Annotated in this window: 24 protein-coding genes; 10 read left to right on the forward strand and 14 right to left on the reverse strand. The window is 67.8% G+C overall.

Going from position 1 to position 26,972, the window contains the following annotated elements:
• Nucleotides 1–7 precede the first annotated feature (7 nt).
• The 4 genes from kduI to AC07M8_RS15940 all read left to right on the forward strand — a co-directional run bounded on the left by kduI (nt 8) and on the right by AC07M8_RS15940 (nt 4,429).
• On the forward strand, nt 8–850 hold the full coding sequence (kduI, locus tag AC07M8_RS15925; protein WP_495175302.1) for a 5-dehydro-4-deoxy-D-glucuronate isomerase: 843 nt from the start codon (nt 8–10) through the stop codon (nt 848–850).
• Between the two features lie 97 nt (nt 851–947).
• Nucleotides 948–1,718, forward strand: a complete 771-nt coding sequence (kduD, locus tag AC07M8_RS15930; RefSeq protein ID WP_495175303.1) for a 2-dehydro-3-deoxy-D-gluconate 5-dehydrogenase KduD — start codon at nt 948–950, stop codon at nt 1,716–1,718.
• A 66-nt stretch (nt 1,719–1,784) separates the two neighbouring features.
• Entirely contained in the window at nt 1,785–2,792 is a 1,008-nt protein-coding gene (locus AC07M8_RS15935) for a sugar kinase (protein ID WP_495175304.1), read from the forward strand.
• 47 nt (nt 2,793–2,839) lie between these two features.
• The gene (locus AC07M8_RS15940; RefSeq protein WP_495175305.1) at nt 2,840–4,429 is read left to right on the forward strand and encodes a carboxylesterase/lipase family protein; all 1,590 of its coding nucleotides are present in this window, start codon (nt 2,840–2,842) and stop codon (nt 4,427–4,429) included.
• 5 nt (nt 4,430–4,434) lie between these two features.
• On the opposite strand, the gene AC07M8_RS15945 is transcribed toward AC07M8_RS15940, so the two are convergent.
• Complete coding sequence (locus tag AC07M8_RS15945) at nt 4,435–4,857, reverse strand: cupin domain-containing protein (RefSeq protein ID WP_495175306.1); 423 nt, start codon at nt 4,855–4,857, stop codon at nt 4,435–4,437.
• A gap of 369 nt (nt 4,858–5,226) precedes the next feature.
• Between AC07M8_RS15945 and AC07M8_RS15950 the strand changes: the two genes are divergently transcribed.
• Complete coding sequence (locus tag AC07M8_RS15950) at nt 5,227–8,136, forward strand: TonB-dependent receptor (protein WP_495175363.1); 2,910 nt, start codon at nt 5,227–5,229, stop codon at nt 8,134–8,136.
• Between the two features lie 75 nt (nt 8,137–8,211).
• The gene (locus AC07M8_RS15955; RefSeq protein WP_495175307.1) at nt 8,212–9,204 is read left to right on the forward strand and encodes an alpha/beta hydrolase; all 993 of its coding nucleotides are present in this window, start codon (nt 8,212–8,214) and stop codon (nt 9,202–9,204) included.
• 16 nt (nt 9,205–9,220) lie between these two features.
• Here AC07M8_RS15955 and AC07M8_RS15960 read toward each other — a convergent pair whose 3' ends face one another.
• Genes AC07M8_RS15960 through AC07M8_RS15970 form a run of 3 tightly spaced genes read right to left on the reverse strand, consistent with a single transcriptional unit; the run spans nt 9,221 to nt 14,991 of the window.
• Entirely contained in the window at nt 9,221–10,627 is a 1,407-nt protein-coding gene (locus AC07M8_RS15960; protein WP_495175308.1) for an efflux transporter outer membrane subunit, read from the reverse strand.
• Entirely contained in the window at nt 10,614–11,795 is a 1,182-nt protein-coding gene (locus tag AC07M8_RS15965; RefSeq protein ID WP_495175309.1) for an efflux RND transporter periplasmic adaptor subunit, read from the reverse strand. The genes AC07M8_RS15960 and AC07M8_RS15965 overlap by 14 nt, the downstream gene beginning before the upstream one ends.
• On the reverse strand, nt 11,788–14,991 hold the full coding sequence (locus AC07M8_RS15970; RefSeq protein WP_495175310.1) for an efflux RND transporter permease subunit: 3,204 nt from the start codon (nt 14,989–14,991) through the stop codon (nt 11,788–11,790). The genes AC07M8_RS15965 and AC07M8_RS15970 overlap by 8 nt, the downstream gene beginning before the upstream one ends.
• Nucleotides 14,992–15,183: 192 nt before the next feature.
• Between AC07M8_RS15970 and AC07M8_RS15975 the strand changes: the two genes are divergently transcribed.
• Nucleotides 15,184–16,071, forward strand: a complete 888-nt coding sequence (locus AC07M8_RS15975; protein ID WP_495175311.1) for a LysR substrate-binding domain-containing protein — start codon at nt 15,184–15,186, stop codon at nt 16,069–16,071.
• A 51-nt stretch (nt 16,072–16,122) separates the two neighbouring features.
• Here AC07M8_RS15975 and paoC read toward each other — a convergent pair whose 3' ends face one another.
• The 4 genes from paoC to AC07M8_RS15995 form a co-directional block, all read right to left on the reverse strand.
• The gene (gene paoC, locus AC07M8_RS15980; RefSeq protein ID WP_495175312.1) at nt 16,123–18,354 is read right to left on the reverse strand and encodes an aldehyde oxidoreductase molybdenum-binding subunit PaoC; all 2,232 of its coding nucleotides are present in this window, start codon (nt 18,352–18,354) and stop codon (nt 16,123–16,125) included.
• Nucleotides 18,351–19,301 carry an FAD binding domain-containing protein gene (locus AC07M8_RS15985; protein WP_495175313.1) on the reverse strand — a complete coding sequence of 317 codons (951 nt, stop codon included), beginning with the start codon at nt 19,299–19,301 and terminating at the stop codon, nt 18,351–18,353. Before AC07M8_RS15985 ends, paoC begins: the two co-directional genes overlap by 4 nt.
• Nucleotides 19,298–19,933 carry an aldehyde dehydrogenase iron-sulfur subunit PaoA gene (paoA, locus tag AC07M8_RS15990; RefSeq protein WP_267395628.1) on the reverse strand — a complete coding sequence of 212 codons (636 nt, stop codon included), beginning with the start codon at nt 19,931–19,933 and terminating at the stop codon, nt 19,298–19,300. The genes AC07M8_RS15985 and paoA overlap by 4 nt, the downstream gene beginning before the upstream one ends.
• A 380-nt stretch (nt 19,934–20,313) precedes the next feature.
• Entirely contained in the window at nt 20,314–21,375 is a 1,062-nt protein-coding gene (locus tag AC07M8_RS15995) for an SDR family oxidoreductase (protein ID WP_495175314.1), read from the reverse strand.
• 104 nt (nt 21,376–21,479) lie between these two features.
• Between AC07M8_RS15995 and AC07M8_RS16000 the strand changes: the two genes are divergently transcribed.
• Nucleotides 21,480–21,881 (forward strand): winged helix-turn-helix transcriptional regulator, encoded by a 402-nt coding sequence (locus tag AC07M8_RS16000; protein ID WP_495175315.1) that lies wholly within the window; start codon nt 21,480–21,482, stop codon nt 21,879–21,881.
• A gap of 9 nt (nt 21,882–21,890) precedes the next feature.
• On the opposite strand, the gene AC07M8_RS16005 is transcribed toward AC07M8_RS16000, so the two are convergent.
• Both AC07M8_RS16005 and AC07M8_RS16010 read right to left on the reverse strand, forming a co-directional pair.
• Nucleotides 21,891–22,763 carry a type 1 glutamine amidotransferase gene (locus AC07M8_RS16005; protein WP_495175316.1) on the reverse strand — a complete coding sequence of 291 codons (873 nt, stop codon included), beginning with the start codon at nt 22,761–22,763 and terminating at the stop codon, nt 21,891–21,893.
• 33 nt (nt 22,764–22,796) lie between these two features.
• Nucleotides 22,797–23,144 (reverse strand): hypothetical protein, encoded by a 348-nt coding sequence (locus AC07M8_RS16010; RefSeq protein ID WP_495175317.1) that lies wholly within the window; start codon nt 23,142–23,144, stop codon nt 22,797–22,799.
• Between the two features lie 232 nt (nt 23,145–23,376).
• Between AC07M8_RS16010 and AC07M8_RS16015 the strand changes: the two genes are divergently transcribed.
• Complete coding sequence (locus AC07M8_RS16015) at nt 23,377–23,892, forward strand: Ros/MucR family transcriptional regulator (protein WP_495175318.1); 516 nt, start codon at nt 23,377–23,379, stop codon at nt 23,890–23,892.
• 67 nt (nt 23,893–23,959) lie between these two features.
• Here AC07M8_RS16015 and AC07M8_RS16020 read toward each other — a convergent pair whose 3' ends face one another.
• On the reverse strand, nt 23,960–24,709 hold the full coding sequence (locus tag AC07M8_RS16020) for a dienelactone hydrolase family protein (RefSeq protein ID WP_495175319.1): 750 nt from the start codon (nt 24,707–24,709) through the stop codon (nt 23,960–23,962).
• Here AC07M8_RS16020 and AC07M8_RS16025 point away from each other — a divergent pair.
• Nucleotides 24,698–24,826, forward strand: a complete 129-nt coding sequence (locus AC07M8_RS16025) for a hypothetical protein (protein WP_495175320.1) — start codon at nt 24,698–24,700, stop codon at nt 24,824–24,826. The two genes, AC07M8_RS16020 and AC07M8_RS16025, sit on opposite strands and share 12 nt — an antisense overlap.
• 42 nt (nt 24,827–24,868) lie before the next feature.
• On the opposite strand, the gene AC07M8_RS16030 is transcribed toward AC07M8_RS16025, so the two are convergent.
• The 3 genes from AC07M8_RS16030 to epsC are packed head-to-tail and all read right to left on the reverse strand — an operon-like array spanning nt 24,869 to nt 26,848.
• On the reverse strand, nt 24,869–25,111 hold the full coding sequence (locus AC07M8_RS16030; RefSeq protein ID WP_495175366.1) for a hypothetical protein: 243 nt from the start codon (nt 25,109–25,111) through the stop codon (nt 24,869–24,871).
• On the reverse strand, nt 25,014–25,874 hold the full coding sequence (locus tag AC07M8_RS16035; RefSeq protein ID WP_495175321.1) for a gamma-glutamyl-gamma-aminobutyrate hydrolase family protein: 861 nt from the start codon (nt 25,872–25,874) through the stop codon (nt 25,014–25,016). The genes AC07M8_RS16030 and AC07M8_RS16035 overlap by 98 nt, the downstream gene beginning before the upstream one ends.
• Complete coding sequence (epsC, locus tag AC07M8_RS16040) at nt 25,874–26,848, reverse strand: serine O-acetyltransferase EpsC (protein ID WP_495175322.1); 975 nt, start codon at nt 26,846–26,848, stop codon at nt 25,874–25,876. Before epsC ends, AC07M8_RS16035 begins: the two co-directional genes overlap by 1 nt.
• Nucleotides 26,849–26,972 lie beyond the last annotated feature (124 nt).

A 26,972-nucleotide genomic window follows, 5' to 3' on the forward strand; every position in this document is an offset into this window, starting at 1 on the left:
GCCTGCCATGTTCGACCGTACCTATTATGCCACTCACCCCGACATGATGGAGTGCGTGTCCAACGAGGAATTGCGCGATCGCTATCTGATCGGCGACCTATTCCGCAGCGGCGAGTGCGTGCTCAACTATACTCATGCCGATCGGTTCGTGATCGGCGGCGTAGCGGTGGCGAGCGGCGCGGTGAAGCTGCCTGACCAGACCGAGCCGGCAGCGGCGGCGGGCCATCCGTTTCTCGAGCGGCGCGAGCTCGCGGTGGTCAACGTCGGTCGGGTCGACGGCACCGTCACCGTTGATGGCGAGAGCTTCACGCTTGGCAACAAGGATTGCCTCTACGTCACCATGGGCGCGAAGGACGTCCAGTTCGCCGGCGACGGTGCGCGCTTCTATCTCGCCTCCTGCCCGGCGCACCAGGGGTTCGTCACCCGCAAGCTGTCGATCGCCGATGCCAATGCGCTCGATCGCGGCAGCCTGGAGGAATCCAACGAGCGGACGATTTACCAGCTCGTGATTCCCGGTGTGTGCGACAGCGCGCAGCTGGTGATGGGCCTGACGGTGCTGAAGCCCGGCAGCGTCTGGAACACCATGCCGCCGCACATCCACGAGCGGCGCAGCGAGATCTATTTCTACTTCGAGCTCGACGATCTCGACAAGGATCGGGTGATGCACTTCATGGGTGAGGGCGAGGCTACCCGTCACATCGTCCTGCAGAACGAGGAAGCGGTGATCAGCCCGCCCTGGTCGATCCACATGGGCGCCGGGACCAAGTCATACGCCTTCATCTGGGCGATGGCCGGTGAGAACCAGGATTATACCGACATGAAGGTGCTGGATATCTGCCAGCTGGCATGACGGCTTTGCCCTCCCGTCGCCGGGAGGGCGCGGGGGAGGGCCTGTCTCCGCGCGACGCTCAGTCGATCAGGCCTGCCCTGGGACAATGGGAACCATCATGATCTCTCCCTTCGATCTGACCGGCAAGGTTGCCGTGGTCACCGGCGCCAACACCGGCATCGGTCAGGCGATCGCGCTGGCACTGGCCGCGGCAGGCGCCGATATCGCTTGTGTCGGCCGTACCCGGGCCGACGACACGCTGGCGCAGGTTCAGGCACTCGGCCGCCAGGCAGCGATCATCACCGCCGATCTGTCGACGATCGAGCCGGTACAGCGGGTCGTCGACGAGACGGTGGCGGCGCTGGGTGGCCTCGACATTCTGGTCAACAACGCCGGCATCATCCGCCGTGCCGATGCGGTCGATTTCAGCGAAGCGGATTGGGACGCGGTGATCGACACCAATCTCAAGAGCGTCTTCTTCCTGTGCCAGGCTGCAGGGCGGCACATGATCGCGGCGCACCAGCAGCGACACGGTGGCGGCAAGATCATCAACATTGCCTCGATGCTGACCTTCCAGGGCGGCATCCGCGTGCCGAGCTACACCGCCGCAAAGTCGGGGATCGGTGGCCTCACCAAGCTGCTCGCCAACGAATGGGCGGGCAAGGGCATCAACGTCAACGCGATCGCCCCGGGCTACATCGCCACCAACAATACCACCGCTCTCCAGGCGGACGAGACGCGCAACCGCGCGATCCTCGACCGCATCCCGGCAGCGCGCTGGGGCGACCCGGCCGATCTCGGCGGCGCGGCGGTATTCCTCGCCAGCCGGGCGGCGGACTATGTGCAGGGGCACATCCTGGCAGTGGATGGCGGTTGGCTGGCACGCTAGGCGGTATCATCCCGAGCCGTCGCCTGGCGCGGCAGGTGTGACGGGTGACGAGGGGGAAGAAGCGCAATGGCCAAGTTCCTGGCATTTGGTGAGATCATGCTGCGGCTGTCGCCGCCGGGGCGCGAGCTGTTGCTGCAGACTCCCAAGCTCGACGTGTGGGTGGCAGGCGCCGAGGCGAACGTCGCGACCGCGCTGGCGAGGCTTGGCCACACGACCGGGATCGCCAGCCGGGTGCCGGACAACGACCTCGGCCGCGGGGCGATCACCACCTTGCGTGGCCACGGCGTCGACACCGGCGGGATCGGCCTCGGCGGCGAGCGGATGGGCCTATATCTGGTGACGTCTGGCGCCGGCATGCGCGCCACCGAGGTGATCTACGATCGCGCCGGCTCGTCCTTTGCCGAAGCGCCCACCGGGGCATGGGATTGGGATGCGTTGCTGGAGGGCGTCGATCGCCTGCATTTGTCGGGAATCACCCCGGCGCTGGGCCCGGTGCCGGCGGCGAGCGCGATTGCGGCGGCCGAGGCGGCCGTCGCCCGCGGCATCGCGGTGTCGTTCGACGGCAATTGGCGCGGTAAGCTGTGGGAGCGCTGGGACAGCGATCCGCGGGCCATTCTCACCCAGTTGGTGGCGCATGCCGACCTGATGTTCGGCAACCATCGCGATATCGCGCTGCTGCTCGGGCGCGAGTTCGATGAGAGCGGCGGCGAGCGGCGCCGGGCGGCCGCCGAGGCGGCGTTTGCCGCTTTCCCCCGGCTCCAGCTGATCGCGTCCACCGCGCGGCATGTCGAGCATGTCGATCTCCACCGTCTGTCGGCGCGGATCGATGCGCGCGACGGCCATGTCGAGACCGACGAGGTGGTGCTGGCAGGGATCGTCGACCGGATCGGCGGCGGCGACGCCTTTGCCGCCGGCGTGCTGCACGCGCTGCGCTCGGACGCCGACATCGGCGAGGCGGCACGCACCGGTCTCGCGCTGGCGGCGCTGAAACACTCGCTGCCGGGAGACGCCAGCCTGTTTCGCCAGGCCGATATCGACGCGTACCTTGCCGGAGGGCTCGACGTCCGGCGCTGATGACCATGGCCGAGGCGGAACACCGCCCGGCCGACGAGGAGAGAGGGATGAGCCTGAACACCGATCGCCGCAGCGTTCTCGTCGGCGGCGCCGCCGCGATGATGCCGTTGTTGCTGCCCGCCGCGGCGCGCGGGCAAGGCGGCGAGCCGATCGCGCATTGTAGCGCGGGCACCTTCATCGGCGCGCGTGACCGCGTCGGCGTCCTCAGCTTCAAGGGGATCCGCTATGGTCGTGCGCAGCGGTTCATGGCGCCGACCCGCGAGCCCGCCGCCACCACGCCGGTGCGCGCGCTCGCCTTCGGTCTGTCGAGCCCGCAGCGCGGTGCCGCCGGGCGCGACGACGAGGGGCTGCATTATGGCGAGGACTGCCTAGTCCTCAACGTGTGGAGCAGCGACCTCCACCCGGGCGCGAACAAGCCGGTGATGGTCTATATCCACGGTGGCGCCTATTCGTCGGGCAGCGCCAATCTGGCGCGGCAGGACGGTCGTCACCTTGCCGCGCGCGGCGACGTGGTGGTGGTCTCGGTCAATCATCGGCTTAACGCGCTCGGCTATCTGTACCTGGCGCGGCTCGATCCGCGCTTCGCCGACAGCGGCAACGCGGGGCAGCTCGACCTGATCCTGGCGTTGCAATGGATGCGCGACAATATCGCCGGCTTCGGCGGCGATCCCACCCGGGTGATGGTGTTTGGCCAATCCGGCGGCGGCGCCAAGATCGCGACGATGATGGGGATGCCGGCCGCCGCCGGCTTGTTCCACCGCGCGGCGACGATGAGCGGCCAGCAGGTGACGGCCTCGGGCCCGCTCAACGCTACCGCACGGGCACGCGCCTATCTCGGTAAGCTCGACGTCGCCGACAACGACCTGTCGCCGCTGACGACGATGCCGGTGGAGCGGTTGATGGCGGCGCTGGATGCGGTCGATCCGGTGATCGGCGGCGGCGTCTACATGGGGCCGGTGCTCGACATGAAATGGCTGGCCCGCCACCCGTTCTGGCCCGACGCCAATCCGCAGTCGCTCGGCATTCCGATGATGATGGGCAACACTGCCGGCGAGACCCGCGCCTTCATCGCGCCCGATTCGGCCAAGGTGCAGGGGATCGACTGGGGCAATCTCGCCGCCCGGTTGGCGCCCGAGCTGCGGATCGACATCCTGCCCGAATGGGTGGTGGACGAATATCGCCTGCGCTTTCCCGATTGGTCGCCGACCGACGTATTCTACGACGCCACCACCACCGGCCGCAGCTGGCGTGGGCAGGTGATCGAGGCGGAGGAGCGCGCGAGGGCGGGGGCGCCCGCCTATGTTTATCAGGTCGACTATCGCGCGCGGACCGAGCCGCGCCGGGGTGCGTTCCACTCGATCGACATCGGCCTGGTGTTCGGCACGCTCGACACCGCCGATGCGCTGACCGGCACCGGCGCCGAGGCGCAGGCGGCGAGCCGGGCGATGCAGGAGAGCTTCGTCGCCTTTGCACGCACCGGTGACCCCAACAATCCGGCGATCCCGCACTGGCCGCGCTACGAGCTGGCTGCACGCTCTACCATGGTGTTCGACGCGCACACGCGCGTCGAGGATGATCCGCGGGCCTGGCAACGTGCGCTGTTTGCGCGCGTACCCTACATCCAGCCGGGCACGTAGCGGCGCTAGCGCGGCGACGGCACCGGATAGGCGATGATCAGCGCCAGCGGCGCGGTGCCGGTCTGGCGGATGCCGACGGTGGCGCCGTTGTACAGATAGGCGGCCATGCCGGTGCGCAGCGCGCGGGCGTCTGCACCCGAGGTGACGATGCCCTCGCCGGCGAGCACGTAATAGACCTCGTCATGCGCGATGGGGTGTGCGCCGATGGCCGCGCCCGGGTGCAGCACGCGCTTGCGGAATTCCAGGGTGCGTGCCGGGACGGCATCGCTGATGCGATAGGCAGTGCTCATGCCGATCGCGCCGTGCGGCGGTGCTTCCTCTGCTCTTACCGTGGATTCGTCGACCACGATCATCGTCCGCGGCGCCGACGCGCCGGGCAGCGCCAGGATCATTGGCAGGGCCGCGGCGGACATCATGTTGAGCTTCATTTCGACTCTCCTCGGATCACCATATTGACAGCCGGCAGGGGCCGCGACATGTTGCTGACACCGGTTACCTACCGCAACGGGGTAAGCGGAGCGAGACCATGAGACATGGCCGCTGCGGGGAGGATAGCTGATCGCGCCGGTGGCGCAGCGGCGCAACATCATCACCCCGTCGACAACGTCCATGGCACCGTCGGGCCCACACAGCTCGGATACCGGTGTCATGCGGGCACAACAAGGGCCGCAAAGGCCATGTGTGGGGAGTGGATGACGATGGAATGCAACACCAAGGCGGCTCTGCGCCGGCGCGCGCGGCTCGGCGGGATCTCGGTCGGCGCGCTGACGCTGGCGATGCTGCTGCCCGCCGCGGCGATGGCGCAGGCGGCGCAGATCCCCGATACCACCACGCCGGGGACCCCGGCGCAGACCGATCCTGCCCCGGCGCAGACCGGTATCGCGCCGGCGGCCGCGCCTGACAGCGGCGCGTCGGTGACGCAGCGTGCCGGCGATGCCCAGGTCGACACGTCGACACAGATGGCCAGCCCCGAGCCTGACATCATCGTCACCGGCTTCCGCCGCTCGCTCGATGCGGCGCTCAACGTCAAGCGCGAGTCGGTCGCCTCGGTGGATGCGATCGTCGCCGAGGATATCGCCAAATTCCCCGATCAGAACCTGGCCGAATCGCTGCAGCGCATTCCCGGTATCTCGATCCAGCGTGACGCCGGCGAGGGCCGCGCGATCACGGTGCGCGGCCTCGGCGCGCAATTCACCCGGGTGCGGGTGAACGGGCTGGAGACGGTGGCGACATCCACCGACGGCGCTTCGTCGAACCGCGACCGTGCCTTCGATTTCAACGTGTTCGCCTCCGAGCTGTTCAACTCGATCGTGGTCCACAAGACCGCCGAAGCCTCGCTCGACGAAGGCTCGCTCGGGGCGGTGGTGGATCTCAACACCGGCAATCCGCTGGGCGGCAAGGAGGGCTTCACCTTTGTCGCCTCGGGGCAGGCGAGCTTCAACGACCTGTCGAAGAACTGGGGGCCGCGACTGGCCGGGCTGCTGTCGTGGAAGAACGCCGACGGCACCTTCGGGGTCGCCGTGTCGGCCGCCTATCAGTCGACCAACAATTTCGAGCTCGGCAACAACACCACCCGCTTCGCCCAGGCGCGGTTCGACTCGGTCAACGGCACGCGCTGCTTCACCACCCAGAATGCCGGCGGCGCCTATATTCCGGGCGCGGCCTGCGACCAGGCGGCGCTCGCCTTTCACCCGCGCATTCCCCGCTATGGCTCGGTCCGTCATGATCGTGACCGGCTGGGGATCACCGCCAGTATCCAATGGGCGCCGACCGATGCCACCAAGGTGTCGATCGACGGGCTTTATTCGAAGTTCAAGGAAACCCGCGAGGAGAAGTGGGGCGAGGTGCTGCTGCGCTCGAACGAGCGCTCGATCGACCTCGTCAACCCGACCTATGACGCCAACAACAATCTCGTCTCGGGCACGCTCAACGATGCCTGGGTCCGCACCGAACATTATCTGCGCCAGTCGAAGACCGAATTCTACCAGCTCGGCGGCAGCTGGGACCAGGACGTAACGGACAAGTTCCGCTTCACCCTGCTCGGCGGCTTCTCCAAGTCCGACGCGACCATTCCGATCGAGACCACCTTCGTGTTCGATGATCGCGACGCACAGGGCTACAGCTTCGACTACACCAACTCGCGCAGCCCGGTGCTGAGCTTCGGCACCAGCGTCACCGATCCGGCCACCTTCCAGCTAGCCGAGATCCGCGACCGGCCGTCCGAGACGGTGAACACCTTCCGCACCGGGCAGCTACGCACCGAGTGGGACGTCACCGACGGCTTCCAGATCAAGGCAGGCGGGCTCTATCGGCGGTTCGAGTTCGACACCCAGGGCTATACCCGCGACGCGGTGGTCTGCCCGACCGCGACGGCAGCGGCGCGCGACGCGGTACTCGGCCAGATCACCTGTACGCCGTCATCGGTGTTCGGCGCCAACGCGGTCTACGGCTTCCCGGCCGGCACGCTGGGCGAGACCTTCAACCTCGGCAACGCCGGCCAGCCTTCCGGCACCACCACCAGTTTCCTGATCCCCAATATCGATGCGTCGGCAGCCTACACCGGGCTGTACGGTCGCGCGTTGGCGCCCGATGCCGGCAACATCCGCAACGTCGTCGAGGAAGTCTCGGGCGGCTATGCCGAATTCGACGTCAAGGGTGACCTGCTCGGGCTGAAATATGCCGCCAATGCGGGCATGCGCTACGTTCATACCCACCAGACCTCGACCGGCCTCAACAATGGCGCGGCGGTGACGGTGGAGCGCAGCTACGACGACTGGCTGCCCGCGATGAACGTCGCCTTCTTTCCCACCAACGACGTGATCTTGCGCGCCGCCGTGGCCAAGGTGATCACCCGGCCGTCGCTGGGCAATCTCACGCCCGGTGGATCGGTCGACGGCTTCAATTATCGGATCAGCTTCGGCAACCCGCAGCTCGATCCGTTCCGCGCCACCTCCTACGATCTGTCGGCCGAGTGGTATTTCGCGCCACAGTCGATCCTGTCGGTCGCGGTGTTCAAGAAGGACGTCGAGAGCTTCCCGGTGTCGGTGACCACCACGGGCACCTACGCCTCCACCGGACTGCCGACGTCGATCATCCCGCCGAGCTCGCCGGCCGCCTCCAATCCCGAGGGCCAGCTGTGGACGATCAACTCGATCACCAATGGAACCGGCGCATCGCTGAAGGGGCTGGAGGTCGCCTTCCAGACCTCGTTCCGCTTCCTGCCGGGCTTCCTCAAGAACTTCGGCATCATCACCAACGCGACCTTCATTGATTCGACCGCGAGCTACAGCGTCAGTGGGCCGACCGTGGCCGCCTGCGTCCGCGCCACGCCAACCGCCGCCTGCACCTTCGGCCCCAACGTTCCCACGACGCGCACCGCGACGTTGTTCGGTCTGTCCAAGCGCGCCTACAACGGCACACTTTACTACGAGGACAGCAAGTTCAGCGCGCGCGGCTCGATCAGCTATCGCGGGCCGTACATCGACGCCAACAGCGGCACCGGCAATGTGTTCGAGGGCTACAACTCGACGATCAACGTCGATGCCTCGCTGCGCTACAAGCTGACGCCGTCGGTGGAGATCTCGCTGGAGGGCACCAACCTCACCGATGAATATCGCGATCGCTACACCGATTTCGATGCCAACCGGAATTACGAGAATAATCACTTCGGCCGCACCTTCCTGATGGGCGCGCGCTTCAAGATGTGATCCGGCCTGCCGGTTTCCTCTCCTCCCTGGGCGCGTTCCGTCGGAGCGCGCCCATCTTGTCGGAGCGACCCCGTGATGATCGATCGTCGCCATGCCATCCTCGGCAGCTTGGCCGCCGGCCTCTCTGTTGGAGTAACGGCGCAGACCAGGCCGCCGGCTACGGGGGGCCCGCGAACGCCGGGACTGGCCGATCCTAGCGAGACGATCGACCTGTGGCCTGCCGACGCGCCGGGCATGCCCGCGACGGCGCTGATCGAGACGGTGGACGAGCGCAGCAAAGATCCGCAGCTCACCGACCGCGCCGTCCACGGTATCAGCCGGCCGCGGCTGGTGGTGTTCCGCCCTGCCATTCCCAACGGGTCGGCGGTGCTGGTCACGCCGGGCGGCGGCTATCGCTGGGTGGTGATCGACAAGGAAGGCTATGAGATCGGCCGCTGGCTGGCCGCACGTGGCTGGACGGTGTTCGTGCTCTTCTATCGGTTGCCGGGCGACGGCTGGGCGGCCGGCCCTGATGTCGCGCTGGCGGATGCCCAGCGAGCGATGCGGCTGATCCGGTCGCGCGCATGCGATTACGGCGTGCTCCCGGAGCGGGTAGCGGCCATGGGCTTTTCGGCCGGCGGGCATGTCTGCGGCGATCTAGCCACGCGTTTTGCGGCGCCCACCTATGCACCGGTCGATGCGGCGGACAGGCTCAGCGCCCGGCCGGACATTGCGGCGCCAATCTATGCGGTGCAATCGATGAGCCTGCCGCTGGCACATTCCGGATCGCGCGAGTTGTTGATCGGCAAGGCTGCCCTGCCGGCACTGGAGCGGCGGCACAGCACCGCCGCCAACGTGTCATCGGCGACGCCGCCCTGCTTCCTGGTTCATGCCGAAGACGATCCAACCGTGCCGGTCGACAACACGCTGGAATTTCGCTCGGCGCTGAAGAGAGCCGGTGTCGCGGTCGAGACGCATCTGTTCACCCATGGCGGCCATGGCTTCGGCATCCGCCGCGCCGCGGGCAAGCCCGCCGAGGCGTGGCCGGCGCTGTACGCCGCCTGGGCGCAAAGCCAGGGGCTGGGATGACGGCGGATGGGGGCCGTTAGTACTGCCCGCCAAGCGCACGGATGGTATCGGTGGCGGTCTGCAGCTGCTGGCTGCGGACCGTGAGCAGCGCCCGTTCGGCATCCAGCGCCGCAGTCTGCGCGGTGACGACCTCGAGATAATCGGCGGCGCCATCGCGATAGCGGATCAGCGCGAGCTCGCGGGTGCGCTCGGCGGCGGCCGCGGCCACGCTCTGATCGCGCTCCTGGCTGGCCAGCAGGCGCTGGCTGGCCAGATCGTCCTCGACTTCGCGGAAGGCGGTGAGCACGGTCTGGCGGTAGGAAGCGGCAGCCTCGTCATATTCGGCGCGCGCGATGCGCACTCCGGCCCGGCGTCGTCCACCGTCGAAGATCGATACCGCGGCGGCGAGCGGGCCCAACGCCCAAAAGCCGTTGGATGCCGTCAGCAACGCTCCGCTGGCGGCCTCGAATCCACCCGAGCCACCCAGCGTGACGCTTGGAAACAGCGCGGCGCGGGCTACGCCGATCCGTGCATTGGCGGCAGCGACCCGGCGCTCTGCCGCGGCGATATCGGGGCGACGCTCGAGCAGGGTCGAGGGCAGGCCCGCGGGGATGGTGGGTGGCGCGAACTGCGAGTCGACCACGGCGATCGAGAAACCGGCAGGCGCCTCGCCGAGCAGCACGGCGATGGCATGTTCATCGCGTTGGCGATCGATCGCCACCGCCGACAGCTCGGCGCGCGCGCTCGACAGCTGGTTCTGCGAGCGGCTGACGTCGATCCCCGAGGCAATGCCGCCGGTGTGGCGGGTGTCGGTGAGGGTGAAGGCGCGGTTGTAGGCATCCACCGTCTGGCGAAGCAGGACGATGCGCGCGTCGAGCCCGCGCATGTCGAAATAGACGCTCGCCAGCTGCGCCTGCAGGCCGAGGCGGACTCCCGCGAGATCCGCGGCGCTGGCGGAGACATCGGCGCGGCTGGCGCGGATCGAGTTGCGCACCCGGCCGAACAGATCGATCTCGTACGACAGCGACGGCCCGACGGTGGCGACCGTGTAAGTGGACGCCGTTCCCGGCGACAGCGGCCGGCCGGCGGATACGCGGTCACGCGACACGTCGGCGCCAAGGCCGATCTGGGGTGAACGATCGGCACGTGCCTGGCGGAGCAGGCCCTGGGCCTGATCATAGCGCGCTATCGCCGCGGCGAGGTCGGCATTGCCGGCTTCGATCCGCTCCTCCATCGCGCTCAGCGTCGGATCGGCGAACGCCTGCCACCATTTGCCTGCGGGTGGCACGCTGGTGCCCGCCGTCTGCCAGCCCTTGGCCTCCTTATAGGCTTCGGGCGTCGGCACCGCGGGGCGGACATAATCGGGGGCGGTGGAGCAGGCTGCGGTCGTCGCCAGCCAGCCCAGGACGGCCGCACGCAGCAGCGGCGACTTAATGCGCGGCATCGGTCGTCGCCGCGGCGCGCGCGATCTGCACGGCATCGCCATCCGCCAAGGAATCCGGTGGATTGTCGACGACGCGATCGCTCGTCGCGATCCCAGCGCTGATCTCGACGGTTGCGCCACGATCTTGGGCAATCTTGATCGTCTTGAGGTGCGCCTTGCCGTCGCGACCGACGGTGGCAACCTGCGTGCCGCGCTCGCCGATGATCAGCGCGCTGGCCGGCAGCGACACGGCGCCGCTGCTACCGGCAACCGGGAAGCTCGCCTGCGCATAGGCGCCGGGCTTGAGCGCACGATCGCCGTTGGCAGCCTGCAGCTCGACGAGCACGGTGCCCGAATTCTGCTCGACCGCACCGGCGGTGCGGGTCAGCGTCGCGTCGAACGAGCGGCCGGCATATTCGGGCAGGGTGAGCGCGACGTGCATGCCGGGATGGATCTGCGCCGAATAGGATTGCGGCACGCGGACATAGGCGCGCATCCGGCCAACGTCCGAGACGGTGAACAGCGGCGTCGATGCGACGGTGCCGGCGGTGACGAGCGCGCCGATATCGGTCGAGCGGCTGGTAACGACGCCGCTGAACGGCGCGACCAGGCGGGTGAACCCTTGCGTATAGGTGAGCCGCGAAACGTTGGCGCGCGCGGCGTTGGTGACCGCCGTCTTGGCGGCGAGGTCGCCGACCTTCTCGTCGGTCTCCTGCTTCGACACCGCATCCTTGGCGAGCATGTTCCGCCAGCGCGTCGCGGTGGAAGCGGCGAGCTGCTGGTTTGCGCGCGCAGTCTCGAGATCGGCGCGGGCGCCGGCGAGCTGCTGCTCCACCTCGGGCGCGTCGAGCACCGCGAGTGTCTGCCCGGCGCGGACATTGTCGCCGATGTCGACGTACCATTTGCGCACATAGCCGCTGGTCCGCGCGAAGATCGGCGCGCTGTTGAGCGCCTGCAACGTTGCGGGAAGCGTCAGCGCGGCGGTGGAAGCCGCCGGTTTTGGCTGGATCACCGTCACCGTCGGTGTCGCCTGCGCCGCCGTCCAACCAGCCAGCTGGCGGTCAGAATGCGATCGCGTCGCGATTCCTGCGCCGACCACACCGACGGCAACCACCGCCGCGATGATGCCGACCGTCTTCATTGACCGGCCTGCGCTGTTGTCGGGAGAGACCTGGTGGCCCTCAGACATGAACTTCCTCCAGATGGGTGGCCTCGGGCGTGGTGCTTGCCGCGCCGTGGCGGCGATGCACGAGGCTGAAGATAACGGGCACGAACATCAGCGTGGCAAAGGTCGCAACCAGCAGACCGCCAATTACCGCGCGGCCGAGCGGGGCGTTCTGCTCGCCGCCTTCGCCCAAGCCCAATGCCATCGGCAGCATACCGATGATCATCGCCAGCGCGGTCATCAGCACTGGGCGGAATCGGGTCATACCGGCCTCCAGTGCGGCAAGGGTGGCGTCGCCCACCTCGGCGAGCCGCTCACGCGCGAAGCTGACGACGAGGATGGCGTTGGCGGTGGCGACGCCCATGCACATGATCGCGCCGGTGAGCGCCGGCACCGACAGCGTGGTGCCGGTGGTGAACAGCATCCAGATGATGCCGGCAAGCGCCCCGGGCAGCGCGGTGATGATCACGAACGGATCGAGCCAGCTCTGGAAGTTGACCACGATCAGCAGATAGATCAGCACGATCGCGCCGATCAGCCCGAAGCCGAGGCCGGAGAACGCGCCGTTCATCGTCGCATATTGCCCGCGCAGCGTGACGGTTGCGCCCTTCGGCGTCTCTGCCTTGAGATCGGCCAGCACCTTCTTGATGTCGCCCGCTACCGCGCCGAGATCGCGCCCGGCTGGCGTCGCGTAGATGTCCGTCACCGGTGCGATGTTGTAGTGCGAGACCACCGCTGCCGAGTTGGACCGGACGATGGTGCCAAGCCCGCCGAGCACCTGCGAGCGGCCGTCGGCGCCGGTAACGGGAATGCTCGACAAGTCGCTCATCGAGCCGACGCGATACTCGGGTGCCTGCGCGACCACGGGGTAGGACACGCCGTTGTCCGGGTTGAGGAAGAACACTGGCGCGGTTTGCGAGGTGCCGGCGAGCGAACTTGCCAGGCTGGTGGTGACGTCGCGCTCGGTGAGGCCATATTGACCAATGCGGCTGCGATCGACTGCAACGTTGAGCTGCGGATAGCGATCGCTCTGCTGGATGCGCGCGTCGGTAACGCCGGCGATCTTGGTCATCCGCCGCATAATCTTGTGGGCATAAGCGGCGTTGGCCGCGGCATCCTTGCCGGCGATCTGGATGTCGATCGGCGCGGGGGCGCCGAAATTGAGGATCTGGCTGGTGATATCGGCGGGCAGGAAGGAGAAAGTCGAGCCCGAGAAGTTGCGCGGCAGCTGCTCGCGCAACGTGCGGACGTAATCGGCGGTCGGCTTGTGCTCCTTGGCGAGCTGGATCAGGATGTCGCCATCCTGCGGGCCGACCGTGCCGGAGTTGTTGTAGGTGGTGTTGATCGAGCTCACCGGCAGGCCGATGTTGTCGACCACCGAGACCAGTTCGCTTGCCGGAATGATCTCGCGGATGCGGCGCTCGATGCGATCGAACTCGGCCGAGGTCTCCTCGATCCGGCTGCCGACCGGCGCGCGGACATGGAGCGCCATCTGCCCGGCGTCCACGGCGGGGAAGAAGTTCTGGCCAAGGAACGGCACCAGCCCGAACGACAGCAGCACGACGATCAGGAAGCCAATCACGAAGCCCTTCGGCGCGGCGAGTACTCGCTCGAGCATGCCACCGTAACTTGTCCTGATCCGCTCGAAGCGGCTCTCGAATCCGCGCTGAAAACGCACCAACGGGTTGCGCGAGGCGGGGTTGCCGGCGCTGTGCTGGTCGTGATCGTCGCCATGCCCGTGCGGCTTGAGCAGGTACATCGCCATCGTCGGCACCAACGTGCGCGACAGGATGAACGAGGCGATCATCGCGAACACCACCGCAAGCGCGAGCGGGACGAACAGGAAGCCGGCGACGCCGGGCAGGAAAAACATCGGCACGAACACGATACAGATGCACAGCAGCGACACGAACGCCGGGGTGACGATCTGCGCGGCGCCGTCGAGGATCGCCTGGTTGACCGGCTTGCCCTGTTCGAGATGCCAATTGATGTTCTCGATTGTCACCGTCGCGTCGTCGACGAGAATGCCGACCGCGAGGCTGAGGCCGCCGAGCGTCATGGTGTTGAGCGTGTTGCCGGTGATCGACAGGCCGATGATCGCGGCGAGGATCGCGAGCGGGATCGAGATCGCGATGATCACCGTCGAGCGCCACGAGCCGAGGAACAGCAGGATCATCAGGCTGGTCAGCGCCGCCGCGATCGCCCCTTCCTTGATCACGCCCTCGACCGCCGCCTTCACGAACAGCGACTGGTCCCCGATCGGCACGATCTTGAGCGCGGCGGGCAGCGTCTCCTGGATCTTGGGCAGCGCGTCCTTGATGCCCTGGACGATCGACAGGGTGGAGGTGGCGCCGTTCTTGAGCACCGTCATCGTCACCGAGCGCGCGCCGTCGACATGGACGACGTTGGTCTGCGGCGCCGAGCCGTCGCGAACGTGGGCGACGTCGCGCATGTAGATGGTGGCACCGCCGACCACCTTGATCGGGATGGCGTTGAGTTCTTCGACCGTGCCGGGTGCGTTGTTGAGGCGGACGGCATATTGGAAGCCGCCGATCTTGGCGAAGCCGGCGGGGTTGATCTGGTTCTGCGCCGCGATCGCATTGCCGACGTCCTGCGCGCTCAGCCCCTTGGACTGGAGCGCCTGCGGATCAAGATCGATCTGGATCTGGCGGGTGCGGCCGCCCGACGGCAGCGGAATGGCGGCGCCGGGTACGGTGACCAGGCCCGGGCGGATCTGGTTCTGCGCGAGATCCAGCATCTGGCCTTCGGACATACCCTTGCCGGACAAGGCGAGCTGCACGATCGGCACCGTCGAGGCGCTGTAGTTGAGCACCAGCGGCGGGGTGACGCCGGGGGGAAGCTGCTTGAGCACGGTCTGCGACACCGAGGCGACCTGCGCGGTCGCGGTACGGATGTCGGCGCCGGGCTGAAAATAGATCTTCACCACGCCGATACCCGGCAGCGACTGGCTCTCGATATGATCGATGTCGTTGACGGTGGTAGTCAGCACGCGCTCGAACGGCGTGATGATCCGGCCAGACATCTCGTCCGGCGACAGACCGCTATATTGCCAGGCGGTGGCGATCACCGGCACCCGGATGTCGGGGAAGATGTCCACCGGTGTGCGCATCGCCGCGAGCACGCCCACGACCGCGATCAGGATGGCCATGACGATGAACGTCAACGGCCGGGCCAAAGCTGTGCGTACGATCCCGATCATGGGGCGGTGTTTTCCGATCCCGAGGCCGACGGCGCGAACGGCCGGCGGTACCGAACAAGGTGGTGACAAGGGCTAATTGTTATCGCGGGCGATGCAATCCGGAAGGATGCCGCGGCGCAGCATCTCCGCCTTTGCGGCGCTCGTGTCTAATATCATTTCCAGCTTGATTGATATGTGCAACGTATCAATCGCATGGAGCTGAGGCATCTTCGTTACTTCGTCCAGGTTGCCGAGGACCTGCACTTCGCCAGGGCGGCGGCGCGGCTCGGCATATCGCAGCCGCCGTTGAGCCAGCAGATCCGGCTGCTCGAGGAGGAGCTGGAGGTGCAATTGTTCGAGCGCACCAGTCGCCGCGTCACGCTCACCGCGGCGGGAACGGCGTTTCTCGAGGCAGCGCGGGCGACATTGGCGCAGGCCGAGCGCGCGATCACCGTGGCGCGGCGGGCGGGGCGGGGCGAATTGGGCGACCTCCGGATCGGCTTCAACCCGTCGGCGCCGTTTATCGCGCGGGTGGCGACCGCAGTGAACGACTTCCGCCGGCGCTTTCCGGACGTGCGCCTGTCGCTGTCGGAGATGATCGGCTCGGCACAGATCGCCGCGATCGAGGATCGCTCGCTCGACATCGGCTTCATGCGCAGCGCGTCGCCTCCCGCGCTGCCGCCCGGCCTGTCGTCGACGCTGATCCTCGAAGAAAGGCTGGTGGTGGCGATGCGACCCGATCATCCGCTCGCCGCGCGCGACCTGTTGTGGCTGGCCGACCTCGCCGAACATCCGCTGGTGATCTATTCCAGCCAGCGCAGCGGCGGTTTTACCGAGGAAGTGTTCGCGCTGATGCGCAGGGCGGGTGCCGAGCCGGTAATCGCGCAGTCGGTGCACGAGGTGACGACGCTGCTGGGGCTCGCCGCGGCCGGCGTGGGCATGACGATCATCGCGGAGTCGCTGCGCGCGATCCAGTCCGCCGGATTGGTCTATGTGCCGCTGGCGGACGAGGGGGCCAGCACCTCGATGTGGCTGGTGCATCTGCGCGAGGGCGGCACGCTGCCGTGCGCGAACTTCCTCGGCATCATGCAGGGGGCCTAGCGCCGCCCGCGGCCGTCACCCCGGGGCAGCGCCCGGGATGACGGGGACGCGTCAGACCAGCTGCGGCAGCTTGGCGAGATGCTTGTCGAGCGTGATCGGATAATCGCGCACGCGCACGCCGGTGGCATTGTAGATCGCGTTGGCGATCGCCGCGGCGACACCGCACAGGCCAAGCTCGCCGACGCCCTTCGCCTTCATCGGCGAGGAGAGCGGATCGGTTTCGTCGAGGAAGATCACTTCCTGGTGCGGGATGTCGGCGTGGACCGGCACCTCGTAGCTGGCGAGATCGTGGTTGACGAAGAAGCCGAACCGCTTGTCGACCGCGAGTTCCTCCATCAGCGCGCCGCCGGCGCCCATGGTCATCGCCCCGATCACCTGGCTACGCGCCGACTTGGGGTTGAGGATGCGCCCGGCGGCACAGACCGCGAGCATCCGCCGGATCCGGGTTTCGCCGGTATAGGCGTTGACCGCGACCTCGACGAAATGGCCGGCGAAGGTCGATTGCTGGAACTGCTTGTCCAGATCGCCATATTCGATCTGATCCTCGGCGGAGAGGCCGGCGCTGCCCGCCGCCTCGGCGAGGCTGACGCTGCGATTGCCGCTCCTGACCTTGCCGTCGGCGAATTCGACCTCGGCCGAGTTGAAGCCGAGCTTCTGCGCCACCGCCTCGCGCAGCTTGACGCAGGCGGCATAGACGCCCGCGGTGGAGTTGTTGGCGCCCCATTGCCCGCCCGAACCCGCCGAGGCGGGGAAGGACGAGTCGCCGAGCAGCACCACGACCTTGTCCATGTCGACGCCCATCATTTCCGCCGCGGTCTGGGCGATGATGGTGTAGGTGCCGGTACCGATATCGGTCATGTCGGTGGCGACGGTGATCACGCCCTTGGCATCGAGCCCGACGCGCGCCGCCGACTTCATCAGCAGGTTGTTGCGGAAGCCGGAGGCGACCCCCATGCCGATCAGCCACTGGCCGTCGCGGACCTGGCCGGGCTTGGCGTTACGCTTCGACCAGCCGAACCGGTCCGCGCCCTGCTGGAGGCATTCGACCAGCTGGCGCTGCGAGAATTTGCGCGTCGGCTTCTCGGGATCGACCTGGGTATCATTGGCGATGCGGAAGGCGACGGGATCCATGCCGAGCTTCTCGGCCATTTCGTCCATCGCGATCTCGAGCGCCATCAGGCCGGGGGCCTCGCCGGGTGCGCGCATCGCATTGCCTTCGGGCAAATCGAGCACGGCGAGGCGCATCGCGGTGAGGCGATTGGCGCCGGCATAGAGCAGCTTGGTCTGCGACACCGCGGTTTCGGGACCACCGCCGGGCAGATCGCCCGAGCCGCTCTCATGCGCGATCGCGGTGAGCTTGCCGTCGCGCGTCGCGCCGAGGCGAATGCGCTGCTCGGTTGCCGGACGGTGGGTGGTGTTGTTGAACATCAGCGGCCGCTGCAGCGCGACCTTGACCGGCCGGCCGGCCGCCTTGGCACCGAGGGCCGCCATGATCGCGTCGGTGCGGACGAACAGCTTACCGCCGAATCCGCCGCCGATATAAGGCGAGATCAGGCGGACATCGTCCTTGGGCAGACCGAGGGTGAGCGCGACATCGCCCTTGCCCCAGGCGATCATCTGGTTCGACGTCCACAGCGTCAACTTGTCGCCGTCCCAGCGCGCGATCGAGGCATGTGGCTCCATCATCGCATGGCTCTGATCGGGCGTGGTGTAATGCGCATCGAGCGTGACCGGCGCCGCGGCGAACGCCTTATCGAAATCGCCGACGCGATCGACCGGCGGCGCGCTGCTGCCCTCGCCGCTGCTGTTGCCCTTGAGCGGCGCGCGCTTGAGCTCGGCGGCGAGATCAAAGCGGCCCTGGGTGCGGGCGTAATCGACCTGGACCAGCGATGCGGCGGCGCGGGCCTGTTCGAAGGTCTCGGCAACGACCACGGCGATCGCCTGGTGGTAATGCTCGATCTCGGGCCCGCCGAGCAGCTTGGCGGTGTTCATCTTGCCCTTGCCGAGCTTGGGCACCAGCGAGCCGGCATTGTCGGCGGTGACGATGGCAAGAACGCCCGGCGCCGCCCTGGCAGCTGACAGGTCGATCGCGTTGATCCGCCCCTTGGCGATCGCCGATCCGACGACGAAGCCATAGGCCGGGTTGGCAACGGCATCGTGGCGCTCATAGGCATAAGGCGCGGTGCCGGTGGTCTTGAACTTGCCGTCGATCCGGTCGTGCGGCTTGCCGACCACCTTGAGCTGGTCGATCGGATTGGTGCCCGCAGGCGTGGTGAACTTCATGCGGTCCTCGCTTCGGCGATGGCGGCAGCGAGCGTACGCTCGACCAGCGGCACCTTGAAGGCATTGTCGTGGGTGGGAGTGGCGCCGGCGAGCAGCCGGCTGGCCACGGCCTTGGACCCCTGCGGCATCGCTGCCTCGGCCGCCTCGACGCGCCACGGCTTGTGCGCGATCCCGCCGATCGCGGCGCGGCCGGTGCCGTCCTGCTGGATCACCGCGGCGACCGAGACCAGCGCAAAGGCGTAGGACGCGCGGTCACGCACCTTGTGGTAGATATGGGTGCCGCCGAGTGGCTGGGGCAGGGTGACGGCGGTGATCAGCTCGCCACGCGCGAGATTGGTGTCGATGTGCGGTGTATCGCCCGGCAGCCGATGGAAATCGGCGATCGGGATGACGCGGGTCTCGCCGGCGGCATTGACCGTCTCGACCTTTGCGTCGAGCAGCCGCAGTGCCACCGCCATGTCGCCTGGATAGGTGGCGATGCAGGCATTGCTGGTGCCGATCACCGCGAGCTGGCGCGAATAGCCGCCGATCGCCGCGCAGCCCGAGCCGGGCTTGCGCTTGTTGCACGCCTGGTTGGTGTCGTAGAAATACGGGCAACGGGTGCGCTGGAGCAGATTGCCCGCGGTCGTCGCCTTGTTGCGGAGCTGGCCGCTCGCCCCGGCGACGATCGCGCGGCTGAGCACACCATAGTCGCGGCGAACCCGAGCATCGGAAGCGAGATCGGTGTTGGAAACCAACGCGCCGATTCGCAGGCCACCGTCGGCCGCCTCGATCCGGTCTAGCTTGAGGTCCTGCACGTCGACCAGATGGGTCGGTGTCTCGATCTGCAGCTTCATCAGATCGAGCAGGTTGGTGCCGCCGGCGATGAACTTGGCCGTCGGCGAGCTGGCGACCGCGGCGGCGGCCTGGGCCGGCGTCTTGGCGCGCTCGTAGGTAAAGGGCTTCATGCTCGGGTCCCCGCAACGTCGGCCATCGCCTCGGCAATGTTGGAATAGGCGCCGCACCGGCAGATGTTGCCGCTCATCCGCTCACGCATCTCGATGTTGGTCGGCTGCGGGCGGGCGGAGAGATCGCCGGTGACGTGGCTCGGCACGCCGGCCTTGATCTCGTCTAGCACCGCCACCGCCGAGCAGATCTGCCCCGGGGTGCAATAGCCGCACTGATAGCCGTCATGCTTGATGAAGGCCGCCTGCATCGGGTGGAGATGATCGGGCGTGCCGAGGCCCTCGATGGTGGTGACCTTGTCACCCTGGTGCATCACCGCAAGGCTGAGGCAGGAATTGATCCGCTTGCCCTCGACGATCACCGTGCAGGCGCCGCACTGGCCGTGATCGCAGCCCTTCTTGGTGCCGGTCAGGTGGAGATGCTCGCGCAGCGCATCGAGCAGCGTGGTGCGGGTGTCGAGCTCGAGCGACTGGCGCTTGCCGTTCACCTCGAGCGACACGGTTGCCATGGCCGGGGGCGCCTTGGCAGCGGGGGTCTGCGCGTCCGCGACCGGCACGGCCGTGAGCGCTGCCGAGGCCGCAGTGCCGACCAATACGCCACGCCGTGACATGCCTGCCTCACCTGGGCTGTTCATGCTCGTGATCCTTTCGGGCGCATCGCTGCCGCCGCTTGCCGAATGTGATGATAAGCCTGTCGAACCGGTGAGTCGCAGGTCTTGTTCCTGACGGCGAGAGTAACAACGTTTTTCACGGCAGAATACAGGGCTCACATTGCATGATGCGATGACCGCTGCTCATGAATGGTGAATTGTTGCGCTTAGTGCGAGTGATTATCATCTAGCGGCATGGCCGCGATTACGGCGCTGACGCTCGCTATGTTCGGGTGAATACATCGGGCGCGGCGGGCAGGACGACGGTCTGTTCGCCTGCCAGGCCGGATTGTTGCTCGGACGGCAACCGGCGGGGCGCTGCTGCACCCCGCCGTAAGATCAGCGCCGTCAGATCAGCGCCGCCGTCAGGGAATGAGGCGGTCGGCGCGGAGTTGCGCGAACAGGTCGAAGAAGGCGTCGTCGGTCGGCTGATAGGCGGTGAAGCCCAGCCGGCGGCTCTTGCCCATGTCGGTCATCACCTCGATCGGGCGACCGAGGTCGGCGTCGGTGTGCCAGGGTGAGGCGAGGCGGGTGAGGTCAGGTTCGACCAGCCCCTCGCGGGTCGCAATCTCGCGCCACAGCGCGGCATCCCCGGCCATCTGCTGCTCGAGCGGCTGGACGGTCCCGTCGAACGGCGCCGCCTCGATCCCGAACCAGCCGGCGATCCGCGACCACATCCACTGCCAACGGAAGACGTCGCCGTTGACGATGTTGAACGCCTCGTTCGCCGCCACCGGGGTGGTCGCCGCCCACAGCAATTGCTCCGCGAGGATGCGCGCGCTGGTCATGTCGGTGAGCCCGCTCCACTGCGCCGGCGACCCGGGGAAGCGGAACGGCCGCCCGGTCTCGCGGCACAGCGTCGCATAGACGGCGAGCGTGGTGCCCATGTTCATCGCATTGCCGACCGCCTTGCCGATCACGGTGTGCGGGCGGTGGACGCTCCAGGTGAAGCCGTCGCGCGCCGCGGCGGCGAACACCTCGTCCTCCTGCGCGTAGTAGAAATTGGCGACGTCGAGCCGGCCCTGCTCCTCGCGGAAGGGGGTCTGCGGCAGCGTGCCCTTGCCGTAGGATTCGAACGGCCCGAGATAGTGCTTGAGGCCGGTGACCAGCGCGACATGACGCGACCCGGTCGCCGTCGGCAGGCCGTCTAGAAGGTTGCGGACCATCGCCGAGTTGATCCGGATATTCTCGGCCTCGCTGTCCTGCCGCGCCCAGGTGGTGATGAACACCGCATCGGGGTTGACGGAAGCAAGCGCGGCGGCGGTGCCGGCGGCGTCCTGCAGATCGGCGGCGACCGGTCGGATGCCGTCCTGCGCGCTCGGGCGGCGGGCCAGGCCGTGGACGGTCCAGCCCTGTTTAACCAGCAGCGCCGCGGTCGCGCTGCCGACGATCCCGCTCGCGCCGACCACCAATGCGGTTCTTGCCATCATCATGCTCCGTTTATCCGTTGATGATCATGCAGCTAGTCACCCGGGCAGGCAGCTTCTAGACGGCACCATTTGGGGTCATAGGCACCAGGAGGTACCCAGTCATGCCGTTTGCCAACACCAGCGCCGACGATGACTGGCGCGAGGATTGCGCGCCGCGGCGCATCCTGGCGCTGTTCGCGACCAAATGGACGAGCATGATCCTGCACACGCTCCACGTCCGTCACGGCGGCGCGGCGCGGGCAGGGGTGCTGCTGCGCAGCCTGCCGGGCATTTCCAAGAAGATGCTGACCCAGACGCTGCGCGAGATGGAAGCAAGCGGGCTGATCAGCCGCCATGTCCAGGGTACCATCCCGCCGGCGGTCGATTATCGCCTCACCACGCTCGGCAACCGGTTCGTGGAGCCGGTGGAGCTGCTCTACGCCTGGGGCCGCGACAATGCCGATGCGCTCGACGAACTGCGCCACCGCCCCAGCTCCCGGCGGACCGCCATCGAGCCGGCCTAGCCCGACCGACTACGCCGCGACAGGACGGTCGGCGGTCTTGTCGGGATCGAGCAGCGGCAGATGGGCGATGAAGTTGCGGATCTCGGTGCGGCGCCGGCCTTCATCGGCGAGTTCGTCGTCGATGCCGAGCAGCCATCGCGCCGAGCGGTGCGCGGGATCGCGGTGGAGCTGGTCGAGGCGATCGGCGTGGACGTCCACATCGCTGGTCGTGGTGGCCAGACCCGCGTCAACCAGCGACTTGGCCTGGCGGCGGAGGGCGACCGCCATCTCGCCCAGTGCCAGCTCGGGATGATATTGGACGCCCCAGAACACGCCGCGATCGTGGCGGATCTCGACCGCCTGGATGTGGACGGCGGCGTTGCCCGCCAGGATCAGGCTGCCGGACGGCAGCGTCTCGACCTCGTCGCCATGGATTGCCGGCGCGTCCCAGCTCGGCGGTCGGCCGGCGAGCAGCGGATGATCGCGACCCGCCGCGGTGGCCGTGATCCGGCGGGCGATGCCGGCCTCCATCCGCCGCGGCATCTGCCGCACCGTACCGCCCGCGGCAGCCGCCGCCACCTGCAGCCCGGCACAGGAGCCGAACGACGGCGTGCCTGCGGCATAGACGGTGCGCATGAAATGGAGCTGGCGGCGGACCGCGGGACTCTCGTCGTAGACGTGGAGCGGCGAGCCGGACAGGAACACCGCGTCGAACGCGCGCACCGCCGCGGTGGTGAGCACCGGTGCGTCGGCATCGGCCGGGGAGATGATGGTAATCTCCACTCCCGGCTGCAGCTGGCGCAGCGTCGCGGCGTAGGTCTCGCCGGCGCTCTTGCCGGCACTCTCGCGCCGCGCCGCGCGCTCGTCGGGGGTTTCGCTGTCAGCGATCAGAAATTGAAGCAAGGTTAGGGGATCCCGACCGGCGAAGGAAAAGGCTCAGGGTGTGGCGGTCAGCCCCGCGTCGCCGCCGTCGCGCGCGGCGAGATCGTCGCGGGAAACATAGACCGTGGTCCACTCGGGCTGGCCGTTGGCGTTGAGGGTGATATCCGGCAGGCCGATCAGGTCGCTACCGGTCTCGATCCAGCCGGCGCCCAGGCAATGGCCACAGATCTCGCGCTGGCAGCGAAAGCTCACCAGGTCGATCTCGGTATTCCACTGGCCGTGACCCTTGCACACCGGGCACATCGCATCGAGCGTGCCGTTTCGCGGCAAGACCGGCACGATGTCGAACGCATGAGGGCTGTCGGGACCGTCGCAATACACGATGTTGCTGGCGTGCGGCATGGGGTGCTTTCGTCGAGAGCGGGGTCAACGTACGCGGGGCCGATCAGGTCCCGATCAATGCAGCGCGCGGATTGATCACGGCGCGGACACGGCTTGCCCGCACTTGATCGATGTAAACCTTTGCGAATCAATTGGAACGGATCCATCAGCATAACGTTCGTGCCGACTATTCAGGCGCGATCGGCTGTTCTAAGGTCTGATCGTATACGAGGCGCCCAGCTAAGGAAATCGCGTGACCGAAACATTCAACGCCGTCGAACTCGCCGCCGAACTGACCGCCGCCTGGCTGGCGAACCCCAATACCCGCACGTCGGCGGACGATGTTCCCTCGTTCCTGTTGTCGATGCATGCCGCCGTTACCAAGCTCGCGGCCGGCCCGGACGCGGAAGCCGATACCGAGGTGGCGCCGAGCTTCGAGCCGGCAGTATCGGCGCGCAAGTCTCTTGCTTCGCCCGATCACATCATCTCGATGATCGATGGCAAGAAGTACAAGACGCTGCGCCGTCATCTTTCCACCAACGGCCTCACCCCCGAGGAATATCGCCAGCGTTACAATCTACGTGCTGATTATCCGATGGTTGCCGCGACCTATTCGGAAGCGCGCCGGGCAATGGCCAAGACGATCGGGCTCGGCCGCAAGGCCGGCACCAAGATCGAGCGGACCGCCGACAAGGCGGTGAAGACCGCGCGCAAGAGCGGCAAGGCGGCGATCGACGCGGCCAAGAAGACGCTCGGCGCCGAGGATTGATGCAACCGCGGGGGGTGCCGGACGGTTCCGGCATCCCTGCGCCAAGGCCGCCCGAGACGATGCCCGTTCAGGGCATGGTGCGCAGGGTCCTGCGGAACAGGTCGATCATCCAGCCGGTCGCCTGGACGAACAGCGCAGGATCGTAGCGCGGGCCTTCGTCGCGCAGGAACGCATGGGCGGCGTTCACCTCATGCCATTCATAGCGCGCACCGACCTCTTCGAGCCGCTCGCGGATCGCCTGTCTTCCGGCGAACGGAACATGGGGATCCTGGCGGCCCCAGACGAACAGTGTGTCGGCGGCGAGCTCGCCCATCCGCGCCAGGCTGTCGTCCTGCTTGCCCGCGCCAAGCGTGGCTGAGTGGATGTCGGTCGGGTAGAAACAGGCCGCTGCCGTCACGCGCGGGTCGAGCGCGGCTCGATAGGCAAGATGGCCCCCGAGGCAGACGCCGGCGGTGGCAAGGCTGCCGCTGCACGCGGGGTGCTCTGCGAGGAAGCCCAGCACCGCGGCGGCGTCGGCATCGAAGGCGGCGACCGGCTTGGTGAACTTCAGCTCGTTGCCGCGATCGGTGCCAGGCTGGTCGTAGCGCAGCACCACGCCGGGCTCTTCATATTCGTGGTAGACCTCGGGCACCGCCACGCAAAAGCCGTGGCCGGCGATGAACGCCGCGAGCCGCCGAATCGGCGCGGTGACCTGGTAGATCTCGGAGAACAGCAGCACCCCCGGGTAGCGTCCCTCGATCGCAGGGCGGAACAGGTGGGTGCGCATCACGCCAGCGGGCGTGGCGAGGTCCTCGAAGGCGTCGGCATGGATGATCATGCGGCCTTCTATGTCGGCGAAGGCGGCCCGGTGGCAAGATGCACCGCGGGTGCCGCTGCGGCCCACGCAAAGGGACGGCCCGACACCAGCAATGTCGAGCCGCCAGTCTACGCCTAGGGAGCTTACCTGGCGTGTTCGGGTGAGATCGATGCGTCGGCGTCAGCCGCCGTTGCCGGGCGCTGCGGTGACGGTGTCGTCGGTGCTGGCGTTGTCGAGCGGCGCGATCTCGTTGCCGAGCGCGGGTGACTCGAGCGTCGCCGAATTGTCGAGGGCAGCGTCGCTCTCGTCGTTGAGCGTCACCGTGTCAGTGGCCGCGGCGTTGGTCGCCTCGTCGTGTTTGGCGCAGGCCGACAGGCTCAGGGTGGCGGCGGCGAGCGTCGCGAGCAGGATCGATGTCTTCATTAAGTCCTCCGTGGTGAAAGCTTGCGGTGCCGTCGCGCAGGCCGGCACCGATCAGGGAAAAGAACGCCTGGCTGGCGGGGGCGAAGGCTGCATCCCATTCGGGGTGCCATTGCACCGCCAGCACATCGGCCCCGCACGGGCGCGCCGACACCGCCTCGACCAGCCCGTCGTGCGAGGCCAGCGCCTCGACGGTCAGGCCGCCGCCGAGCCGATCGATGCCCTGCTGGTGGACGGAGTTGACGCGCAGGCGGCGGACCCCGGTGGCATCGGCGAGCCGACCGCTTGCGGCGAGCTCCACCTCATGGCCATGACCAAACAGCGAGTCATAATCGCCGCCCCAGTGGCCGCGGTGGTGATGGGCCGCATCCGCCGCCGGTGCCAGCGTGCCGCCGAACAGCACGTTGATCTCCTGCAAGCCGCGGCAGATGCCGAACACCGGCTTGCCCGCCTCGATCATCGCGCCGGCGAGCGCGAGCGCGACCTCGTCGCGATCCTCGTCCTGCAGCTGCCCCGCGGGTAGCGGCGCGCCATCGTAGCGATGCGGCGCGACATGCGATCGCGAGCCGGTCAGCAACAGGCCGTCGAGCACCGTCACCAGCGTCGCGACATCGGTGGTGTCGGGGAGCGCGGGCACCAGCAGCACCGCGGCATCCGCCCAGCGCGCCAGCGGCGCCACGAAGCGGCTGGCGACCGCCTGGACCGGGCGCTCCGCCACTTCGTTGCAGCACAGGACGCCGATCACCGGCCGCGCGCGCGTCGCCATCAGGCCGCGGCCGCGACGAGCGAGTCGCGCAACTCTTCGCCCACCGTCGGCGCCAGCAGCACCGCTTCGGGCTGGACCACCACGCCTCCGCGCGGCACGTCGCTGAGCAGCCAGACATTGCCGCCGATGGTGGCGCCGGCCCCGATCGTCACCCGGCCGAGGATTGTCGCACCGGCATAGATGACGACATCGTCCTCGACGATCGGGTGGCGCGCGTAGCGATCGCGCGGGCCGGGATGGGCGGCGCCGAGCGGGCTGCGCGCGCCGAGCGTGACGTGCTGGTAGAGCCGGACCCGGTCGCCGACGATCGCGGTCTCGCCGATCACCACGCCGGTGCCGTGATCGATGAAGAAATGGCTGCCGATGGTCGCGCCGGGATGAATATCGATGCCGGTGCGCTCATTGGCGAGTTCGGAAATCATCCGCGCGACGATCGGGGCGCCGAGGCCGTGCAGCGAATGGGCAATGCGATGATGCACGCTGGCGATCGCGCCCGGATAGGAGACCAGGATCTCGTCGAGGCTGCCGGCGGCGGGATCACCCAGGAAGGCGGCCTCGACATCGCCATCGATCTGGCGGCGGATGGCGCCGAGCCCCTGGGCGAAGATGCGGACGATGGTCCCGGCCTGGCCGGGATCGAAGGCGCGGCCGGCCGCCTCTTCCTCCCAATAGCCGAGCTCGGCGGCGATCTCGCGCTCCAGCTCGCCGGTGGCGGCGAGCAGCTTGGCGACGACATAGGCTTCCTCGTCCGCATCGCTGCCGCGGAACCGGCCGAGACGGCGGGGATACATGGCGGCAGCGAGCGTTTCGACAACGCGTTCCAGTGCCTCGCGGGCGGGGAAGCTCCTGGCGGTGCGGCCGCCCGGCTGACGTTCGCGCCAAGCCTGGCGTGCGGCGCGCAGCCCCTCCGCAGCGTCGGCGATCAGCGATGAGCGGCCGGGCCCGGTAAAGAGGCTGTTGTCGTTGTGGATCATCTCCACCTCCTGGCGGCGATGATGAAAGTCCTCCGCACCGATGGGAATTAAGAAAACTTCCGCGGCGGCGAAGATTGTCTGTCAGGCGCGTGCCGCTGCGCTTGACCACTATGCGGTGACGTCG

The sequence above is a fragment of the Sphingomonas sp. GW821-FHT09E03 genome, assembly GCF_059416225.1.

Excerpts from the sequence above, each read along its gene's own strand:
- AC07M8_RS15945 (WP_495175306.1), bottom strand. The coding sequence starts at position 4,857 with ATGAAGCTCAACATGATGTCCGCCGCGGCCCTGCCAATGATCCTGGCG.
- AC07M8_RS16010 (WP_495175317.1), bottom strand. The coding sequence starts at position 23,144 with ATGCCGCACGCCAGCAACATCGTGTATTGCGACGGTCCCGACAGCCCT.
- epsC (WP_495175322.1), bottom strand. The coding sequence starts at position 26,848 with ATGATCCACAACGACAACAGCCTCTTTACCGGGCCCGGCCGCTCATCG.
- AC07M8_RS15940 (WP_495175305.1), top strand. The coding sequence starts at position 2,840 with ATGAGCCTGAACACCGATCGCCGCAGCGTTCTCGTCGGCGGCGCCGCC.
- AC07M8_RS15955 (WP_495175307.1), top strand. The coding sequence starts at position 8,212 with ATGATCGATCGTCGCCATGCCATCCTCGGCAGCTTGGCCGCCGGCCTC.
- AC07M8_RS16000 (WP_495175315.1), top strand. The coding sequence starts at position 21,480 with ATGCCGTTTGCCAACACCAGCGCCGACGATGACTGGCGCGAGGATTGC.
- AC07M8_RS16030 (WP_495175366.1), bottom strand. The coding sequence starts at position 25,111 with ATGAAGACATCGATCCTGCTCGCGACGCTCGCCGCCGCCACCCTGAGC.
- kduD (WP_495175303.1), top strand. The coding sequence starts at position 948 with ATGATCTCTCCCTTCGATCTGACCGGCAAGGTTGCCGTGGTCACCGGC.
- AC07M8_RS15995 (WP_495175314.1), bottom strand. The coding sequence starts at position 21,375 with ATGGCAAGAACCGCATTGGTGGTCGGCGCGAGCGGGATCGTCGGCAGC.
- AC07M8_RS15985 (WP_495175313.1), bottom strand. The coding sequence starts at position 19,301 with ATGAAGCCCTTTACCTACGAGCGCGCCAAGACGCCGGCCCAGGCCGCC.
- AC07M8_RS15950 (WP_495175363.1), top strand. The coding sequence starts at position 5,227 with ATGGCGCAGGCGGCGCAGATCCCCGATACCACCACGCCGGGGACCCCG.
- AC07M8_RS16025 (WP_495175320.1), top strand. The coding sequence starts at position 24,698 with ATGGATGATCATGCGGCCTTCTATGTCGGCGAAGGCGGCCCGGTGGCA.
- kduI (WP_495175302.1), top strand. The coding sequence starts at position 8 with ATGTTCGACCGTACCTATTATGCCACTCACCCCGACATGATGGAGTGC.
- AC07M8_RS16020 (WP_495175319.1), bottom strand. The coding sequence starts at position 24,709 with ATGATCATCCATGCCGACGCCTTCGAGGACCTCGCCACGCCCGCTGGC.
- AC07M8_RS15975 (WP_495175311.1), top strand. The coding sequence starts at position 15,184 with ATGGAGCTGAGGCATCTTCGTTACTTCGTCCAGGTTGCCGAGGACCTG.
- AC07M8_RS15960 (WP_495175308.1), bottom strand. The coding sequence starts at position 10,627 with ATGCCGCGCATTAAGTCGCCGCTGCTGCGTGCGGCCGTCCTGGGCTGG.
- AC07M8_RS15935 (WP_495175304.1), top strand. The coding sequence starts at position 1,785 with ATGGCCAAGTTCCTGGCATTTGGTGAGATCATGCTGCGGCTGTCGCCG.
- AC07M8_RS15965 (WP_495175309.1), bottom strand. The coding sequence starts at position 11,795 with ATGTCTGAGGGCCACCAGGTCTCTCCCGACAACAGCGCAGGCCGGTCA.
- AC07M8_RS16035 (WP_495175321.1), bottom strand. The coding sequence starts at position 25,874 with ATGGCGACGCGCGCGCGGCCGGTGATCGGCGTCCTGTGCTGCAACGAA.
- paoA (WP_267395628.1), bottom strand. The coding sequence starts at position 19,933 with ATGAACAGCCCAGGTGAGGCAGGCATGTCACGGCGTGGCGTATTGGTC.
- AC07M8_RS15970 (WP_495175310.1), bottom strand. The coding sequence starts at position 14,991 with ATGATCGGGATCGTACGCACAGCTTTGGCCCGGCCGTTGACGTTCATC.
- paoC (WP_495175312.1), bottom strand. The coding sequence starts at position 18,354 with ATGAAGTTCACCACGCCTGCGGGCACCAATCCGATCGACCAGCTCAAG.